This is a genomic window from Streptomyces bacillaris, from assembly GCF_003268675.1.
GTDB classification, from domain to species: Bacteria; Actinomycetota; Actinomycetes; order Streptomycetales; family Streptomycetaceae; genus Streptomyces; species Streptomyces bacillaris.
Window position 1 is genome coordinate 1,878,655 of record NZ_CP029378.1, and the last position, 18,652, is coordinate 1,897,306.

Sequence of the window (18,652 nt, forward strand, 5' to 3'; positions counted from 1 at the left end):
CCGACTTCAGAACCTTCCCTGGGGCTACTACTCGACCACCGGCGGCACGGCTCCACGCCGTCGCGACGCCCATGTTTCTTCGTCTTCCGTCAGGTAGTCCGGACGAGTCGACCCGGTGTTCTCCTCATCCTCCCGGTCGGTCTTCCGCCGAGCAGCAGGGCCACGAACCAGGCCTGCACCACCAGCAGTGAAGCCCTTGGCACCGGAGCCTGACGCCCCTCGGGGCGTACTGCCGCTCGCGCCGGGTGCACCGATTACCGTTCCTCGCGGGACTCCACGAGTTCCGCCCATCCCGGACACACCGGAAACAGTCCGCTGCGGTGTGCCGCCCACGATGCCGGTGCCCTGTCCCGTACGAGAGCTCCCGGGCACGGCTGTACCACCGGGAGCCGCGGTGGGGCGGCCGCCCATGACCCCGGACTGACCCGCCATGGGCGGCTGCGTCCCTCCGCCGATACGCCCCGCTGCTGATGGTCCACTGGCCATGGGGCTCGGCCGACCGACGGGCATGCCCGCGTCCCCTCTGGCTGTGGTGGGGCCAGCGCCCATGGGGGCGGCCTTCCCCAGGCCACCCCCCACCGGGTTCACCGACCGGGGTCCGCCCGATGCCCCTGTGTACCGCGGGGGACCTGCCGGTACCTGGTTACCGAAGCTGGTCACCATGGGCGGCGTCGGTACGTTCGGTCCTGGCCCATTGGCAACCGGCGGAGTGGGCGGCGCCGTGGTGGTAAGTGTGTTCGGAACAGTCGGGGGAGCGACGCTGTTGATCTCCGTCCCTACTCTCCCGTCCAGCACAGGCGCGGGTCCAAGAACCTCGGCCGGGGACCGGCCACTCTGGCTGCCGACGCCAGGCGATCCGCCTAGTACTGCGCGCTCCGACACGACAGGCGCGGCCCTATCCGCACCCAGAGTTTCGGTACCGCCGGACGACAACCCCGCTGATACGTTCTGCTCCCCATTGCCGACTGGCCTAGGGACATCGATACCAAGCCGCTGATCGAACCGCGGCGGCTCCTGCGCAGCCAGCACTTCCTCCGACACCGCGTAGTACGACGCCAGCCGGTTGATCTGGTTGATGGCCTCCTGGCGGTTCCTCTCCACCGCCATGGCCTCCGCGTACACCGGGTTGGTCTGGGTCCGGGCCGGGAACAGGATGTCGTCCACGTCCGTCTGGATCATCCGGCGGTCGCGCGGCGGCATGGAATTGCGTACCGACGCCAGGCCCGTGCCCGCCACCGTGATCTGCGTGCCCGCCGCGTCCGCGAAGTCGCTGAGCTTCGTGGCGTGGCCGACCAGGCCCTTGCCCCACTTACGGAAGGCCTCGCCGGACTCGCCCTGCCAGTCGACCTTGTCGATGTAGTCGCCCAGATCCTTCGCCGCGCTCCGGATCGCGTCCCTGGCCTTCCAGAGCGCCTCGCCCGCGTTCTCCAGGTCCGCCGGGTTGGAGTTCTCCACCAGATCGATGATGGCGTTGAGGTCGTGTCCCTCGAACGAGGTACGGCCTCCGGTGCTGCCGCCGCCGGGAGCGAAGAGGTTCAGGACCTTCTTGCCCAGCTCCGTCGCGTCGGTGACGACCAGTTGGGCCCTGACGCGACCCTCGTCCTGCTTCTGCTGTTCCGCCGGGGTCAGTTCCGGCTGCTTCTCGTCGCTCATTCCGCTCCCCACCCGGACCCGGACCGACCGTCGTCACTGCGCTGCTTCTGCTTGGCAGCCTCCGCGTGTTCCTTGTCGATCCGCGTCTGGATCTCGTGGAACCGCCGCCGCGTGTCGTCGTCCACATTGTCGAACCCGACCGCCGCCGCGTGCACGCCCAGGCTCAGGTACTCGATCTGGTCGCCGAGCGACTTGGAGAGCGAGACCAGGGACTCGTGGACGCGGTTGTACTGGGTGTAGAGGCCGTCCGCCTCGGCGAAGCGGGCGTTGGGGCCGCTCAAGGAGGCGCGGGACACCGTCTGTGCCGCCACCTTCGACTTGCCGGCCGCCGAGCCCTCGAGGTCCGCGAGTACGGCGTCCACCCGCTTCTTGAAGGTCTCCAGCGCGCCTACACCACGCCTGAGATCACCGCCTGGACCGGTCACAGTGCCGTCCTCCCCGTTGTGCATCCCCGTTTGCTCGGACCGTTCGGCGTTGCTATCGCATCGACACGGTCGGAGCCCATCTCATCCGGCAACTCTAGTCACTGCGTGGCGCCGGGCCAATCGGGTTGGCTGCCACGTGACTTGTCTCATGCGTCAACCGCCGCCCGCCACCCGCCTCATGCGGCGATTCCTGTCCCGTACGGCCACGGCCGCACCGGCGATGGCGGCCACCAGGACGCCGCCGCCCACGACGACGTACGTCGCCAGGCGGGCGTTGCGTTCGTCGGCCGTCTCGCCCAGGTGGAACTCGGCCGGGGTGGGGGCTTCGCCTTTGCTCATGCCTTCGCGGGCGACCGGGCGGTCGATGGGCTTGTCGTCCTCGGTCAGGGCGCGCACCGGGTCGACGACGCCCCAGCCGACGTGGCGGTCGTGGCCCGCCACCGAGCGTTCCGCCGTCTGCTGGATCTGGGCGACGATCTGACGCTGCGTCCACTTGGGGTGCTTGGCCTTGATGAGGGCGGCGACCCCGGCGACGTACGGGGCGGAGAAGCTGGTGCCGTTGTCGGCGCAGTGGCCGCCGCCGGGGACGGTGGAGATCATGTCCACGCCGGGGGCGGCGATGCCGACGAACCCGCCGCCCTGGGAGAAGTAGGCGCGTTCGTTGTTCCGGTCCGAGGAGGCGACGGCCAGGACGCCTTCGTACGAGGCCGGGTAGGTCGGCTTCACCTTGCCGTCCACCCCGTCGTTGCCCGCCGACGCGACGACCACGATGTCCTTGGACAGGGCGTGTTCGACCGCCTGCTTCAGGAGCGGTGTCGGTGCCACGGCGTCGGCGGTGTCCTGGGAGATGTTGATGATGTCGGCCTCCGCCTTGTCGGCGGCGTAGCGGATGGCCTCGGCCAGGGTCTCGGCCGTGCCGTTGCCCTCGGCGTCGTTCTGCTGGATCGGGATGATCGTGGCGTCGGGGGCGAGGCCGGTGAAGCCCGTGCCCTTCGCCTCGCGGGCGGCGATGATGCCGGCGACCTTGGTGCCGTGGCCCACGGTGTCCGTGGTGCCGTCCTCCTTGCCGCGCTCCAGTTTCCGGCCGTCCTTTGTCTTGAGGTCCTTCCGCATCAGGTTGCGGCCCGCCTTGACGTCCACGGCCGGGGTGAGCTGAGGGTTCTTCACGTCGACGCCGGTGTCGATGACCGCCACCCGTACCCCCTTGCCGGTGGACTGCTTCCACAGCTCGTCCATCAGCACGCGCTGCAGCGACCAGGGGCGGCCCGCGTACATCTTCGAGGGGAACGTGCACTGCGTCGCGTCGTCCGCCGCCGCCGTGGGGAGCGGCAGGGCTACCAGGAGGAGGCTTGCCGCCGTCGCCACCTTGAGGAGACGGCCCGTACCCGGACCCGCCGTCCTCATGAGCCCTGCGGCTGGCTCGCCGCGCCCGTCGAGAGCCTGGGGCCCGTCGGCAGGAACGTGGACCAGACGGCCGGTACCGGGGTGGGGTCGACGTCCTTGTAGCCGAGCAGGTTCTGTGCCTGCTGCGCCTCCTGGCGGCGCGCCTGCTGCTCCTTCTCCGAGCCGGAGGCGCCGATGCCGGAGTCGTCCTGGCCGCTGTCGCTGTTGGACTGCATCGCGTAGCGCAGGCCGGTGTCGGTGACCAGGAAGAGGAAGCCCACGTCGGTCTTCGAGCCCTTGAACTGGCGGAAGAACTCGCCCGATCCGGGGGTCACGTAGGCGCTGGAGGAGCCGGTGGGGAGCGTCGCCGGGAATCCCGTACCGACCCAGGTCGAGAGGGTGGTGGCGCCGTTGTCGGCGTCGACGTCGCGCAGGACGTTGCACACGGTGTTCCGGCTTCCCTTCCCGACGTCCGGTGAGTTGACGGGCTTCGGCTCGTGGGCGGGCCAGTCGAGCTCCGCGCCGAAGGCCTGGCCCGGCGAGAAGTCGGCGGCGCTCACCGGCTTCTCCCGGCCGGCCTGGCCGAGCGTCGACAGGTCCCGGCTGCTGAGCAGGAGCTTGGCGATGAAGTCCGAGACCGGGGCGACCCTGCCGGGCAGGACGACATAGCTCTGGGTCCTGGTTCCGGCGGTGGCGGCCAGGACCATGCCGACCTTGTTGGTGGCGGCGTCCAGGGTGCCCGGGGCGTTCGCCGGGTCGCCCGGCTTGCCGTCCAGGGTGGGGAAGGTGATCCGGTCGCCGCGGTGCAGCGTGGCCAGCCAGGCGGCGGAGACGCGCTGGGGCTTGGCGTTCTGGCCGACCAGGGTGCGCAGCAGCAGTTCGTCGTCGGGGAGCGGGTAGGCCTTGCCTACGGCGTCGACGAGATAGCGGGTCCGGTCGGGGGCGGGCCCCTCGACGTACATGGCCTCGCCGCCGCGCAGCCGTGAGGCGCCCTCGGTCTTGTTCTTCTCGCGCTCGGCGAGGACGAAGGCCGCCTTCTGGATGGCCTGGCCGCCCTCGCCGGGCCGCTCGCAGACCGCCCACCGCTTGGCGGCCCCGGCGTCCTTGGGGTCGGGCAGCCGGTCGGGGGCGTACGGGATGCCGAGGGTCGCGCCGTGCGGGATCGTGCCGTTGTCCAGCACCGATTCGTCGACGTTGACGACCGTGCCCTTGTCCTGGGCGAGCAGGAGCTTGGCCGAGGACATGTTCAGGACGGGGTGGAGCTGCTTCTTGCCGTTGGTCGTCAACACCACATAACGGGTGGTGGACTTGCTGGCGATGATGACGTTCTCGTGCGGGGTGTCCCAGCCCTTGGGGGCCACCGGCTTGAACATGCCCCAGGCGCCGAAGCCGGCGAGGACGACGACGCCGATGATCGCTCCCGGCAGGACCGCGCGCAGGGGGCGCGGCGCGCCTTCCTCGGAGCCGGTCGGGTTGGGTTGCAGGAACTGTGCGATCAGCCTTCGCTTCGCAAAGGTGTAGGCGTTGAGCTCGTCCCGCCGTGATGCCATGTTCCGCTGCCCCTTCTCCCCGATGGTCGACCAGGGTGCCATACGCACCGTCGGCCCCCGCTGTCGCACCGGGCCCCTACTATGCCCCCAGGGGTTCGGCCCCCACTGCTCAGGTAGGGTGACCAACCGATCAACACCCGTACGGAAAACGGCGAATACGGGACACGAGGGGGCAACGCGGCAATGGGTGCAGCCACGCGCGAGCGTACTGGGCGGTCCGGTCGCCGGGCCTCCGGTTCTTCCCGGCGGCAACGCAGCAACGGTGGCGGCGGGCCTGCCGCCGCAGCCCCCGCCACCACGCCGGACACCGCGTCGGGCACCCCCGCGGCCACCACCCTGCGCGCCATCGCGCGCACCGACCGGGTGCGGCCCCTGCGGCGGCAGTTGGTGATCATCGAGGCGGCGCTCGTGGTGGCCGTGGTGGGTGCGGTGCTGGGCGGTGCGTGGCTGGTGCCCGCCGGGGTGCTGACCGTGCTGCTGGTGCTGCTCGCGGTGGTACGCCGCCGGGGCCGCGCGCTCCAGGACTGGCTGTCGGGCGCCCTCACGCTGAAGGCCCGGCGGCGGGCGGCCGCGGCGGCGGGCCCCGACGCGGAGCCCATGCTCGCCCCGGTCGCGGAGAACGTCCCCGGCTTCGCTCCTTATATCTATGTCGACCGGGACCACCGCACGGTGGGCATGCTCGGTGACGGCACCTTCCTGACCGCCGCGGTCCGGGTGGAGGCGAGCGGTGAGGCGCTGCGGCCCGCGTTCGGTGCCCGTTCGCTCCCGCTGTCGCTGCTCGGGGACGCCCTCCAGGTCGACGACATCGTGCTGGAGTCGGCGCAGTTGGTGCAGCAGGTACGGGCCGCTCCCGCGCCCCATCTGCCGCAGCAGTCGGTGGCCCGCCTCTCCTACGGGCCCCTTCAGGACAGGACCGGGGCGCCCGCGCTCCGGATGACCTGGGTGGCGGTGAAGCTGGATCCGGAGCTGTGCCGGGAGGCCATCGAGGCGCGCGGCGGCGGGATCGAGGGGGCCCAGCGTGCCCTGGTGCGGGCCGCGGACCATGTGGCGAGCCGGATCACGGGGGCCGGGTTCCGGGCGGTGGTTCTGGACCAGGACGGGCTGAACTCGGCCGTCGCCACGTCCGCCTGCGCCAACCCCCTGCTCTCGGGCCGCGCCGGACGTCCGGACGCCGCGCCGCAGCGGCGCACGATGGAGACCTCGCGGGTCTGGCGGTGCGACGACCGGTGGCACACCACGTACGCCGTGGACCGCTGGCCCCAGTTGGGCCGGGGCGCGACGCCGCTCCCGCAGCTGGTCGCGCTGCTGACGTCGGTCCCCGCGTACGCCACGACCTTCAGCCTGACCGTACGGCGCGGAGCGCGGCAGGGTGAGACGAGCGTCAGCGGCCATGTCCGGGTGACCGGCGGGTCGGACACCGAACTCGTCGGCGTACGCAGGACGTTGGAGCAGGCCGCCCGGCACGCCAAGGTCGGGCTGGCGCGGCTGGACCGCGAACAGCTGCCGGGTGTGCTGGCGACGCTCCCGCTGGGAGGGGCCCGGTGAGGGGCACGGCGAGGAGGGACGGTTCGGGGAGAGACAGTTCAGGAAGGGGCGCGGCTGTGGGGCGCGGACGCGGAGTGACGGAGCGGATCGGGGCCAGGCGCGGGCTGCTCGGCCCCCGCCACGCGGGCCACACCGTGCCCACCGACCATCTGGGCGCCCTGTCGCTCCCGGTCGGTGACGACGGCGTGATCATCGGCGACGACGCGGAGGGGCGCCCGCAGTTGATCGGGTTCCACCGCCCGGTCCCGTACGACGTCCTGCTCATCGGCGGACTGTGGACGGCGCAGGTGCTGGCGCTGCGGGCCGCGGGCACCGGCGCCCGGGTGGCGGTCGAGACCGGCCGGGTCCAGGCCTGGACCACGCTGGCCCAGGCGGCGGGCGCCGGTCTCGAGTGCGTCTCCCTGTACGACGTGGGGCGGGTCCCGCCGACGGGCGCCACGGTCGGCAGCCCCGTGGTGGTGATCCGGGACTGCGGTATGCGGCCGCCCCGCGGCCGGGTCATCTCCTCCCCCTGGCAGTCCGTGCTGACGCTGCTCCCCTATCTCAGCCCCGTGGCGCCCCGGTTGATGCGCTCGTCGGCGCTCGTGGGCATCCAGCGGGTCTCGCCCGACGAGGCCGAGCAGATCGGCCGCATCCTGGGGCTCGCCCGGGCCGAGAGCGAGGCGCTGCCGACACTGGCGGACGGGGTGACGCTCTGGGTGGCGGGGCGCGAGCACCACTGGGTGATGACGAGCGCGACGGACGCGGAGACGGGTCTGCTGGGCACCGCTCGCCGGATGGACTGATTCCTCTCCGTTCGCACCTCATGGCCCCCTCCCGCCAGGGAGCATGGACCACGCAGCACCACAGGCAGTTCGACAGTTCGATCGGAAGGGACGCCGGCATGGGCACCCAGCAGGAAAAGGACGAGCTCTACGCTCTGGACATCTCGGGCGTGGAGTGGCTGTGCGCACCCGGCACCGAGCAGGAGGAGGAGCGCGTCGAGATCGCTCATCTGCCCGGTGGCGCGGTCGCCATGCGCTCCTCCCTGGACCCCGACACCGTCCTGCGGTACACGGAGGCGGAGTGGCGGGCGTTCGTCCTGGGTGCGCGCGACGGTGAGTTCGACCTCAAGTAGGCGCCGTCGGCGGTACGCGGGGTGGCGGCCGGGCCCGGCCGCCACCCTTCGCCGTTCTCTGCCGCTCTTGCCGTTCTTCGCCGTTCTTTGCCGGGCGGTACGGCCTGCCGGAGTGCCCCCGATGGCGATTAGGGTGGGTGGGGCGCGGCAGAAGAAACCTGCGAGCGGGTTGTGCGCGTCGCAAGGGGGAGAGCCGGGCGTACCGGGCCCATGAGACCGGTCGCCCCCACCCACCACGGCACAAGGGTGCTCGACCACACCAGGAGGCACAGTGAACAGCGATCGGGACGAGATCCGCGGCGGATGGAACACGCCCGTCGACGAGTCGTCCGACGCGGATCCCGCCGAGATGACGGGTGAGTTCACCATCGACTACACCCCTCCCGCCTGGTACACGCAGAACGCGGCGGGGGATTCGTCGGGCGGCGCGGGCTCCCATCTGGCCCCGCCTCCGCCGCCGCACGGGGCTCCCGTGTCCGTACCGGCACAGCCGTCCCCGGGCGGCTTCGACCCCAACTGGGCGCCTGCTCCCCCGGCCCCGCCGACCTCGTCGGCTCCGGATGTCCCGTCCGTCCCTTCTGCGGCTCCGGCCGCGCCTGTGGCGGACGCGCCCGCCGATCCGGTCGGGCCCGTTGTTCCCGGTGCGCCCACGCCTCCTGCCACCCCGGCCGCACCCGCCGCACCCGCCGCCTCTGCCGAGGGGGCCGGTGACGACCCGGGCACGTTCGGGGGTGGCGACGTGGAGAGCGGTGCCACGATGCGGTTCTCGCCGGCCGCCCTGAAGCGGGAGATCGCTGAGCGCGAGGCGGCGGCGGAGGCTTCCCGTACGGAGGAGGGTGCGGGCTCCTCCCGTACGGAGGCGAGTTCCACGGCCGCCGACGGTACGGGCTCCGATCCGGCCCCCGCCGACCACTCGGTGACCGGGGACTCCGACACGGACACCGACGCCGGCACCAAGGTGTCGGCCGAAGCGGACGAGCCGAAGTCGGCGGACGCCACCGACGTGGCCGCATCCGACGACAAGGCGGACGCCACGGCGGACAGCGGCGACGCCCCCGCCGACGCCGTACCGCAGGACGCGGCTCCCGGAAACGCGACTCCCGAAGACGCGGCTCCCGAGGGCGCCCCGCCCGCAGAGTCGCCCACCGCACCGTCCGCCGCCCTGCCCGCACCGCAGGCCTCGGCCGCGCCGGTGCCGTGGTCCGCGCCCGCCGACGAGAACGCGCTGCCGCCGCTGCCGCCCGCCTTCCAGCCGGCCACGCCCCAGCCCATCGCACCGCAGCCCGCGGCCCAGTGGCCCGCGCCCGTGCCGCCCGCCGAGGCTCCCGGGGGCTACGGCTTCCCGCAGGCGCCTCAGCAGCAGGCACCCCAGCCGCCCCACCAGCTCCCCGGCCAGGGCCCGCATGGCGCACCGGCCGCTCCGGGCGGCGCCCCCCTGCCACCGCAGGCCCACCCCCAGGCACCTCAGGCACCTCAGGCTCCCCAGGGCGCGGGGGGCTACGGCTTCCCCCAGGGCGCTCCGGGGCCCGGCGGTTACGGCTTCCCGCAAGGCACCCCGGGGCCGGGAGGTTACGGCTTCCCGCAGCCCCAGCCGCCCCAGGCCCCGGCCGCCGACACACCCCAGCAACAGCAGCACCAGCAGTCGGCCCCCCTCCCCGCGCAGGCAACGCCCAACCTGCCCGCGCCCGCCGCCCCCACCACCCCGCAGCAGCCGGAGCCGTACCAACAGCACGGCCCACAGCACGGCCAGCAGCAGGGACAGCACCCGGGGCAGCCGCCCGTCGACCCGCGTGCAGGTGGCGCCTGGCCCACCCCGGTCACGCACGACCAGCGCGAGCGTTCCGTGCCGGGCGCGCCGCTGGGCTACACGGCGGCCGTCGAGCTGTCCTCCGACCGGCTCATGCGCGGCAAGCAGAAGGCGAAGAGCAGCCGGAACCCCTCCGCCGCCTCCCGGTTCAAGCTGGGCGGCAAGAAGGAGGAGGCCGAGCGGCTGCGCAAGCTGGAGCTGATCCGTACGCCGGTGCTCTCCTGCTACCGCATCGCCGTCATCAGCCTCAAGGGCGGCGTCGGCAAGACCACCACCACGACCGCGCTGGGCTCCACCCTGGCCACCGAGCGGCAGGACAAGATCCTCGCCATCGACGCCAACCCGGACGCGGGCACGCTGGGGCGCCGGGTGCGCCGCGAGACCGGGGCGACCATCCGCGACCTGGTCCAGGCGATCCCGTACCTCAACTCGTACATGGACATCCGGCGGTTCACCTCGCAGGCGCCCTCCGGTCTGGAGATCATCGCCAACGACGTGGACCCGGCCGTCTCCACGACGTTCAACGACGAGGACTACCGGCGCGCGATCGACGTGCTCGGCAAGCAGTACCCGATCATCCTCACCGACTCGGGCACCGGCCTCCTCTACAGCGCGATGCGCGGGGTGCTGGACCTGGCCGACCAGCTGATCATCATCTCCACGCCCTCGGTCGACGGTGCCTCCAGCGCCTCCACCACGCTGGACTGGCTCTCGGCGCACGGGTACGCGGAGCTGGTGCAGCGGTCGATCACCGTCATCTCGGGGGTCCGCGAGACCGGCAAGATGATCAAGGTCGACGACATCGTGCAGCACTTCGAGACGCGCTGCCGGGGTGTCGTGGTCGTCCCGTTCGACGAGCACCTGGCGGCGGGCGCCGAGGTCGACCTCGACATGATGCGGCCGAAGACGCGGGAGGCGTACTTCAACCTCTCGGCCCTCGTCGCGGAGGACTTCGCCCGCGCCCAGCAGCAGCAGGGGCTGTGGACCTCGGACGGGCAGAACCCGCCCCCGCAGTACGCCCCGCCGCTGCCGGGCCAACAGGGCTACCCGGTCCCGGGCCAGCCGATGCCGGGGCAGATCCCGGGCCAGCAGATGCCGGGTCAGGTGCCGGGCGCGCCCGTGCCCGGTCAGGCCCCGGGCCAGACGGCCCCCGGTCAGCAGGGCCACACCCCGCAGCACCCCGGTGTACCGCAGCAGCAGCCCTACCCGCCCCAGCAGCAGCCGGGCCCCGGCGGGCAGCAGCCGTACGCCCCCCAGCAGCCCGGCCCCGGCCGGCCCTACCAGCAGCCGTACCCTGGCCAGCCCGGTCAGCAAGGCCACCCCGGTCACCCTGGTCAGCAAGGCCACCCCGGTCAGCCCAGCCAGCCGATGCCGGGACACCCCGGCCAGCCCCCCTACCCCGGCCAGCCGCAGCCGCCGTACGGGGGATATCAGGCGGCCGGACAGCCGGGCGCACCGCAGCCCCCGCAGCAGCCCTACCCCCCGCAGCCCGGCCCGGCGGCCGGACCGCAGAACGGCTGGCAGCCGCTCCCCCCGCAGGCCCAGCCGGGCACGCCCCAGCACGCCCAGCCGGGAACACCTCCGCACGCCCAGCCCGGAGCGCCGAACCACCCCCACCCCGGAGCACCGCACCAGCCCGCGCCCGGCGCACCGCACCACCCCGGGGCCCAAACAGGTGACCCGCGGGCCCAATCGGGTGGACCGGGGCCCGCAGCCCCGCCGCAGGGGCAGCCGGGTGGTCCGGACGACCCGGAGGGCCGGGCCGATCTGAAGGGTCCGGTGCCGCCCGGGGGCCGGCAGCAGACGCCTCCGCAGCCACCGCAGGCTCCTCACCAGTGAGGCGTTAGAGGTGTAGACCAATGAGGGCCCGTACCGCTCGCGCGGTGCGGGCCCTTTGGGCTGTTTCCGCAGTACACACGCGGTTTGACGGACCGTTGACGAGCCTCCCGACCGCTGATAGACCTTCGCTTCACCAACTGGCGAACCAGAGATCAACCCGCCTTCTCAAGCGAGTGATGACGCGAGGTCACCGTCCATGGTCACAAGAGTCTCCTCCCGCACCCCCCGGCCCGGCAGGCGTCTGCGTACGCTGCTGGCCTCGGGCGCGGCCGCCCTGGCGCTCACCGCCGGGGCCGTCGTCCCGGGAAACCCGCTCGCGCCGGTGCCCTCCGAGGCCCGCGCCGACGACGGGAAGACGACGCTCACGGTCGCCGTCGCGCAGAGCGTCGACTCGCTGAGCCCGTTCCTCGCCCAGCGGCTGCTGAGCACGAGCATCCACCGGCTCATGTACGACTACCTGACCAACTACGACGCCAAGGACAGCCGGGCGATCCCGGGGCTCGCCACCGCCTGGGAGCCGTCCGAGGACAAGCTGACGTGGACGTACACGATCCGGTCGGACTCGAAGTGGTCCGACGGGCAGCAGGCCACCGCCGAGGACGCGGCCTGGACCTTCAACAAGATGATGACCGACGAGGGGGCGGCCACCTCCAACGGCAGCTTCGTCGGCAACTTCGAGGAGGTGACCGCACCCAGCAAGGACAAGCTGGTCATCAGGCTCAAGGAGCCGCAGGCCACCATGGCGGCGCTGGACGTGCCGATCGTCCCGAAGCACGTCTGGGAGAAGGTCGACGACTTCTCCAAGTTCAACAACGACAAGGACTTCCCCATCGTCGGGAACGGTCCGTTCATCCTGACGGACTACAAGGTCGACAGCTATGTGAAGCTCAAGGCCAACAAGGACTTCTGGCGCGGCGCGCCCAAGTTCGACGAGCTGGTCTTCCGCTACTACAAGGACCAGGACGCGGCCGTCGCCGCCCTGCGCAAGGGTGAGGTCTCCTTCGTCGCGGGCAGCCCCAGCCTGACCCCGGCCCAGTCCGCCTCGCTGGAGAACGCCCCGGACATCAAGGTGAACGACGCCCCGGGCCGCCGATTCTTCGCGCTCGCCGTCAACCCCGGAGCCCGTACCAAGGACGGCCAGAAGTTCGGTGACGGGCATCCGGCGCTGCTGGACCAGAAGGTGCGCCACGCACTGTTCCGTTCGGTCGACCGGAAGACGATCATCGACAAGGTCTTCCAGGGCCACGCCGTGGAGGGCGAGGGGTACATCCCGCCGCGCTTCGCGGACTACTTCTGGAAGCCGTCGGCCGAGCAGAAGCTCTCCTACGACCCGGCGGCGGCCGCCGCCCTGCTGGACGAGGCCGGGTACCGGAAGAACAGCGCGGGCAAGCGCGTCGGCGAGGACGGCAGGCCGCTGGACTTCCGGATCCTCTGCCACGCCACCGACCCCAACGACAAGGCGATCGGCAAGTACCTCCAGGAGTGGTGGGGCGACCTGGGCATCGGGCTGAAGGTCGACTGCCTCGACAACGTCTCGGACCCCTGGTACGCGGGTGAGTACGACCTCGCCTTCGACGGCTGGTCCGTCAACCCGGACCCCGACTTCGTCCTCTCCATCCACACCTGCGCCGCGCTGCCCGCCAAGGCGAAGGAGTCGGCGGCGACCGACAACTTCATCTGCGACCAGCAGTACGACGAGCTGTACAAGAAGCAACTGGCCGAGTACGACCCCGCCAAGCGGGCGGAACTTGTCCGGCAACTGGAGTCGCGGCTGTACGACACCGGGTACATGAACGTCATGGCGTACCCGAATGCCGTCGAGGCCTACCGCACCGACCACATCGAGTCCATCACCACCATGCCGTCGGACGGAGGCAACATCTACGGCCAGGACGGCTACTGGAGCTGGTGGTCGGCGGTTCCGGCCGCGGGCGCCTCCTCGTCGGCCTCCTCCGACTCCGGTGGCTCCTCCACCGGGGTGCTCGTCGGGGTCGGGATCGCCGTCGTCGTCCTCGTCGGTGGCGGACTGCTGTTCGCCATGCGCCGCCGCTCGACCGCGGAAGACCGTGAATAGTCCATGAGCTCAGAATCCACTCCCGCGCTGGTCAAAGGCGCGGCGGGTGTGGAGAGCACCGCATCCGGCGGCCCGGCTCCGGCCGGGCCGCCGGCCCGCTCCCCGCGCTCCCGCACCACGGCCGCCTACCTCCGCTACGCGGCGGGGAAGCTGGCCGGGGCGGCCGTCTCCCTCTTCGCCGTCCTCGTCACCAGCTTCTTCCTCTTCCGGCTGATCCCGGGCGACCCGGTCAAGCAGATGACCGGCGGCCGTCAGGTGTCGACCGAGCAGATCGCGGCGATGCGCCGTGAGTTCGGGCTCGACCTGCCGCTCTGGCAGCAGTTCACGCAGTACTGCGGCAAGGCCCTGACCGGCGACTTCGGTACGTCGTACCAGTTCCGGGCCCCCGTCATGGACAAGATCACCGAGGCGCTGCCCGCGACCCTGCTGCTCACCGGCACCGCGTTCGTGATCTACACCCTGCTCGGCATCTGGCTGGGCTCCCGCTCGGCCTGGCGCAACGGCGCCGCCGGGGACCGGGCCAACACGGCGTTCGCGCTGACGCTCTACTCGGTGCCGTCGTTCTGGCTCGGCCTGCTCCTGATCATCACCCTGTCGGTCGGTATCGGCCCGATCCCCGGGCTCTTCCCGACCGGCGGCATGGAGTCCGGCTCCACCACCGGCTTCGACCGCGTACTCGACATCGCGCACCACATGGTGCTGCCCGTCATCACGCTGGTCGCGGTGGAGTACGCGCGCACGCTGCTGGTGATGCGCTCCTCGCTGCTGGACGAGATGGGCAGCGACTACCTGACGACAGCCAGGGCCAAGGGGCTGCGGGACGACCTCGTCCGCCGGAAGCACGCCGTGCCGAACGCGATGCTGCCGACGGTGACGCTGCTCTTCGTGAACCTCGGCACGACGGTGGCCGGGGCGATCCTGGTGGAGACGGTCTTCTCCTGGCCGGGGCTCGGCGGCCTCTTCTACCAGGCGCTGAGCGTGCCGGACCTGCCCTTGGTGCAGGCGCTGTTCTTCGTCTTCGCCTCCGCGGTGATCCTGATGAACACGCTGGCCGATGTGATCTATCCGCTGCTCGATCCCCGGGTGGGCCGATGACGACGTCCATGGAGAAACACCAGGAGCCCCCGGAGCCCACGGAGAAGCCCTCCGGCCCGCCCGAAGCCGTACGGGCGGACAGCCCGCGCGCCCTCACCCGGGCCCGGCGCCGGCAGGCCGCCCTCCGCTTCTGGCAGCAGTACCGCACCCACCGCGCCGGTCTCGTCGGCCTCGCCGTGCTCGTGGTCATCGCCCTGCTGGCGCTAACCGCCCCGCTCCTGGTGGGGGCCGACTCGAAGAGCGTGACCGATGCGCCGGGCGGCCCCATGGAGGCACCCAGCGGCCAGTTCCCGCTCGGCACCGACCAGTTCGGGCGCAGCCTGCTGGCCCTGATGCTCTGGGGCACCCGGGTCTCACTCACCGTCGGCCTGCTCGCCGCCTTCCTCTCCGTGGCGATCGGGACCCTGATCGGGATCACGGCGGGCCACTTCAAGGGCTGGTACGCCACGGTCGTCATGCGGATCACCGACTGGTTCCTGGTGATGCCGACGCTCGTCCTGGCCATCGCCCTGGCCACGGTGCTCTCCCGGTCGATCTGGACGACGATCCTCGCGATCGGCGTGACGACCTGGCCGACCACCGCCCGGCTGGTGCGGGCGCAGACGCTCTCGGTCGAGTCCCGCCCGTACATCGAACGCTCGCGGGCGCTCGGCGGCGGGCACGGGCACATCATGTCCCGCCATGTCCTGCCGAACGTGATGCCGCTGGTGCTCGCCCAGACCACGCTGGTGATCTCCACCGCCATCCTCACCGAGGCCACCCTCGCCTTCCTCGGGCTGAGCGATCCCACGATCGTGTCCTGGGGCGGGCTGCTCCAGGACGCCCGGGAGGCGGGGGCGGTCAGCTCGGGCAACTGGTGGTACCTCGCCCCGCCCGGACTCGCCATCGCCGTGGTCGCGCTCGCCTTCACGCTCTGCGGCCGGGCCATCGAGGCCGTGCTCAACCCGAAGCTGGGGGTGTCCCGTTGACGGCCACGACCACCACGACCGGCCCGGAGCCGTCCGCGTCGCCCGATCTCTCGAAACCGGTCGGTGACCCGCCGCTGCTGGAGGTGCGGAACCTGACCGTCACGTACGGCGGCACCGTCCCGGCCGTACGAGGCGTCGATCTCCGGGTGGAAGCCGGGCAGAAGCTCGGGATCGCCGGGGAGTCCGGCTGCGGCAAGTCGACACTGGCCCTCGCGCTGCTGCGGCTGCTGCCCGCGACGGCGAAGCTCACCGGGGAGATCCTGCTCGACGGGGAGGACGTCCTCACCATGAAGTGGGGGCGGCTGCGGGCGGTCCGCTGGGCGGGCGCGTCGATCGTCTTCCAGGGCGCGATGCACTCGCTCAACGCGGTCCACCGGGTCGGGGACCAGATCGCGGAACCGATCCTGCTGCACAACGCCAAGGCCACCCCGGCCGCCGCCCGCAGGCGCGCCGGGGAGCTGCTGGAGCAGGTCGGCCTGCCCGCCGCCCGCGCCCAGGCGTATCCGCACGAGCTGTCGGGCGGCCAGCGCCAGCGCGTGATGATCGCGATGGCGCTCGCCTGCGACCCACGCCTGATCATCGCGGACGAGCCGACGACGGCCCTGGACGTGATGATCCAGGCCCAGATCCTGCGGCTGATCGAGCAGTTGGTGGCCGACCAGGACGTGGGGCTCATCATGATCAGCCACGACCTGGCGGTGCTGGCGGACACCTGCGACCGGCTCTCGGTGATGTACGCGGGCCGGGTCGTCGAGGAGGGCCCGGCCCGGCAGGTGTACGCGGAGGCCCGCCACCCGTACGGCCGGGCGCTCTCCGCCGCTTTCCCGAGGATCGGCGACCTGGCCTCCCGGCGCGCCCCGCGCGGTCTGCCGGGCGACCCGCCGGACCCGGCGGCGCTGCCGGGCGGCTGTACGTTCCACCCGCGCTGCCCGGTGGCCCTGGACTCCTGCGCCACGGAGGACCAGGAGCTGCGGGAGGCCGGGGGCGAGCGGCGGGCGGCGTGCGTGCTGGTGGACACTCCCGCGACCGACGATTCGAGGAACACCGCATGAGCACAGTCCCTCTCCTCAGCGCCGAAGCCCTGAAGGTCTCCTTCCCCGGCCGGCGCGGGGCCGCCACCGCCCGCGCGGTCGACGGCGTCGATCTCGACATCCGGCCCGGCGAGATCGTGGCGCTGGTCGGTGAGTCGGGGTGCGGCAAGACGACGCTCGCCCGCTCGCTGCTCGGCCTGGTCCCGCCCACCGCCGGCCGGGTCACCTTCGCCGGAGCCCCGCTGGACTACGCGGGCCGGGCGCTGAAGGCGTACCGGAAGCGCGTGCAGCTGGTGCTCCAGGACCCCAGCGGCTCGCTCAACCCGCGCCACACGGTGTACGACGCGGTAGCCGAGGGCCTGCGCATCCACGGGTACGCGGGCGACGAGCGGGCGGCCGTCTCGGAAGCCCTCTCCCGGGCCGGGCTGCGACCGCCCGAGCGGTTCTTCCTGCGCTACCCGCACGAGCTGTCGGGCGGCCAGCGCCAGCGCGTGGTGATCGCCGGGGCCCTGGTCCTGGAGCCGGAGCTGATCGTGGCCGACGAACCGGTGGCGTCGCTGGACGCGTCGGTACGGGGCGAGATCCTGGCCCTCCTCCTGCGCCTCCGTGACGAACTGGGCCTCTCGGCGCTCGTCGTCACCCATGACCTGGGGCTCGCGTGGAACATCGCTGACCGGGTGGCGGTGATGTACCTCGGCCGGATCGTCGAGACCGGCCCGGTCGAGCAGCTGCTCACGGCCCCTCGGCACCCGTACACCCAGGCCCTGCTGTCCGTCCTCCCGGAGGCGGAGGGCGAACCGGTCGTCCTGACCGGCGAGCCCCCGGACCCCTCGAAGGTCCCGTCCGGCTGCCGCTTCCACGTCCGCTGCCAGGTCCTCGCCTCGGGCGCGGCGGAGCGGGCCGGGGTGGCGGAGGCGTGCCGCACGGTGAACCTGCCGGTGCTGAACGGCGGCGGGGAGGCCCAGGTGGCGTGCCACTGGGCGGCGGCGTGCGGCGATCGGGCCTAGGGACGAGGCTCAGCGCTGGGGGGTGCCCCGTGGTGGATCGCCCCCGTCAGCTCGCCCAGCGGGCGCCCCGTGCCGCCCCAGCGGTGCTGGATGATCTCGGCGGCGATGGAGACCGCCGTCTCCTCCGGCGTACGGGCTCCGAGGTCGAGGCCCACGGGTGAGGCGAGGCGGGACAGGTGCGCCTCGTCCACCCCGGCCTCGCGGAGCCGGGCGAGGCGGTCGTCGTGGGTGCGGCGGCTGCCCATGACACCGATGTACGCGGCGGGGGTGCGCAGGGCCGCGAGGAGCAGGGGCACGTCGAACTTCGGGTCGTGGGTGAGGACACAGATCACCGTGCGGGCGTCGACCCCGGTCGCCTCCAGATAGTCGTGCGGCCAGGCGCACACCACCTCGTCGGCGGTCGGGAAGCGTTCCCGGGTGGCGAAGGCGGGGCGGGCGTCGCAGACGGTGACCCGGTAGCCGAGGAAGGAGCCGATGCGGGCGGTGGCCGCCGCGTGGTCGATGGCGCCGAAGACGAGCATGCGGGGCGGCGGGGTGTGGGACCGGACGAAGACCGCGACCTCCGCCATCCGGCGCTGGCCGCGCGCCCCGTACCACTGGATGCCGGTGAGGCCCTGCTCCAGCAGGCCCCGGGCGTCGTCCGTGACGGCCGCGTCGAGCCCCTCCGTACCGAGAGTGCCGTGTACGCCGGTGGCCCGGACCACCATGCGGGCGCCGGTCTCCGCCGCACCGGACAGAACGGTGGCCTCCGCGACCGGCACATCGGCGGCGAGCAGGTCGAGCAGGGCCGCGAGGTCGGCCAGCTCGGCTCCGGAGGCGTACGCGCGCACCAGCACCTCGATCGTGCCGCCGCACGTCAGCCCGACGCCGAACGCCTCGTCGTCGCTGATCCCGTACGGGACCACGCGCGGCCCCGCCCCGGCGAGCACCTCGCGGGCGACCTCGTACACATCGGCCTCGACACAGCCCCCGGAGACGCTGCCGAGCACGGTGCCCTCCGCGTCGACGGCCATGACCGCGCCCGGGTCGCGGGGCGCGCTGCCGTGCACGGCGACGACGGTCGCCAGGGCGAGGGGCGTACCGGCGGCGCAGCGGGAGCGGAGGCCGGGCAGGATGTCGCGCACCCTGCCAGCATCCGCCGTCCCCGGGCCGGGTGCA

Annotated in this window: 14 protein-coding genes; 9 read left to right on the plus strand and 5 right to left on the minus strand. The window is 72.4% G+C overall.

Features of this window, described 5'->3' with window-relative positions; translation table 11 throughout:
* Positions 1-27 precede the first annotated feature (27 nt).
* From DJ476_RS07485 to eccB, 4 genes are all read right to left on the minus strand, one after another.
* Entirely contained in the window at positions 28-1,653 is a 1,626-nt protein-coding gene (locus DJ476_RS07485; RefSeq protein WP_112490149.1) for a hypothetical protein, read from the minus strand.
* Positions 1,650-2,102 (minus strand): hypothetical protein, encoded by a 453-nt coding sequence (locus DJ476_RS07490; protein ID WP_112490150.1) that lies wholly within the window; start codon positions 2,100-2,102, stop codon positions 1,650-1,652. Before DJ476_RS07490 ends, DJ476_RS07485 begins: the two co-directional genes overlap by 4 nt.
* A gap of 129 nt (positions 2,103-2,231) precedes the next feature.
* Positions 2,232-3,482: a type VII secretion-associated serine protease mycosin gene (gene mycP, locus DJ476_RS07495; protein WP_112490151.1), complete on the minus strand. Its 1,251-nt coding sequence runs from the start codon at positions 3,480-3,482 to the stop codon at positions 2,232-2,234.
* Positions 3,479-5,011, minus strand: coding sequence for a type VII secretion protein EccB (gene eccB / locus DJ476_RS07500; protein WP_112492466.1), 1,533 nt, complete (start codon positions 5,009-5,011; stop codon positions 3,479-3,481). The genes mycP and eccB overlap by 4 nt, the downstream gene beginning before the upstream one ends.
* A gap of 183 nt (positions 5,012-5,194) precedes the next feature.
* Between eccB and eccE the strand changes: the two genes are divergently transcribed.
* The 9 genes from eccE (at position 5,195) to DJ476_RS07545 (ending at position 17,494) form a co-directional block, all read left to right on the plus strand.
* Positions 5,195-6,556 (plus strand): type VII secretion protein EccE, encoded by a 1,362-nt coding sequence (gene eccE, locus DJ476_RS07505; RefSeq protein WP_181006687.1) that lies wholly within the window; start codon positions 5,195-5,197, stop codon positions 6,554-6,556.
* Positions 6,557-6,630: 74 nt separating this feature from the next.
* A complete protein-coding gene (locus DJ476_RS07510; protein ID WP_070200425.1) occupies positions 6,631-7,341 on the plus strand; it encodes a hypothetical protein in 711 nt (236 codons plus the stop codon).
* Positions 7,342-7,439: 98 nt separating this feature from the next.
* A complete protein-coding gene (locus DJ476_RS07515; protein ID WP_026237653.1) occupies positions 7,440-7,673 on the plus strand; it encodes a DUF397 domain-containing protein in 234 nt (77 codons plus the stop codon).
* A 271-nt stretch (positions 7,674-7,944) separates the two neighbouring features.
* Positions 7,945-11,319, plus strand: coding sequence for an SCO5717 family growth-regulating ATPase (locus tag DJ476_RS07520; RefSeq protein WP_112490152.1), 3,375 nt, complete (start codon positions 7,945-7,947; stop codon positions 11,317-11,319).
* Positions 11,320-11,515: 196 nt separating this feature from the next.
* Positions 11,516-13,393 carry an ABC transporter substrate-binding protein gene (locus DJ476_RS07525; protein ID WP_112490153.1) on the plus strand — a complete coding sequence of 626 codons (1,878 nt, stop codon included), beginning with the start codon at positions 11,516-11,518 and terminating at the stop codon, positions 13,391-13,393.
* 3 nt (positions 13,394-13,396) lie between these two features.
* Positions 13,397-14,488, plus strand: a complete 1,092-nt coding sequence (locus DJ476_RS07530) for an ABC transporter permease (protein WP_112490154.1) — start codon at positions 13,397-13,399, stop codon at positions 14,486-14,488.
* Between the two features lie 8 nt (positions 14,489-14,496).
* A complete protein-coding gene (locus tag DJ476_RS07535; RefSeq protein WP_112490155.1) occupies positions 14,497-15,456 on the plus strand; it encodes an ABC transporter permease in 960 nt (319 codons plus the stop codon).
* Complete coding sequence (locus tag DJ476_RS07540; protein ID WP_112490156.1) at positions 15,453-16,508, plus strand: ABC transporter ATP-binding protein; 1,056 nt, start codon at positions 15,453-15,455, stop codon at positions 16,506-16,508. Before DJ476_RS07535 ends, DJ476_RS07540 begins: the two co-directional genes overlap by 4 nt.
* Positions 16,505-17,494: an oligopeptide/dipeptide ABC transporter ATP-binding protein gene (locus DJ476_RS07545; protein WP_103421462.1), complete on the plus strand. Its 990-nt coding sequence runs from the start codon at positions 16,505-16,507 to the stop codon at positions 17,492-17,494. Before DJ476_RS07540 ends, DJ476_RS07545 begins: the two co-directional genes overlap by 4 nt.
* Here DJ476_RS07545 and DJ476_RS07550 read toward each other — a convergent pair.
* The gene (locus DJ476_RS07550) at positions 17,491-18,618 is read right to left on the minus strand and encodes an XdhC family protein (protein WP_112490157.1); all 1,128 of its coding nucleotides are present in this window, start codon (positions 18,616-18,618) and stop codon (positions 17,491-17,493) included. The genes DJ476_RS07545 and DJ476_RS07550 overlap by 4 nt on opposite strands.
* Positions 18,619-18,652 lie beyond the last annotated feature (34 nt).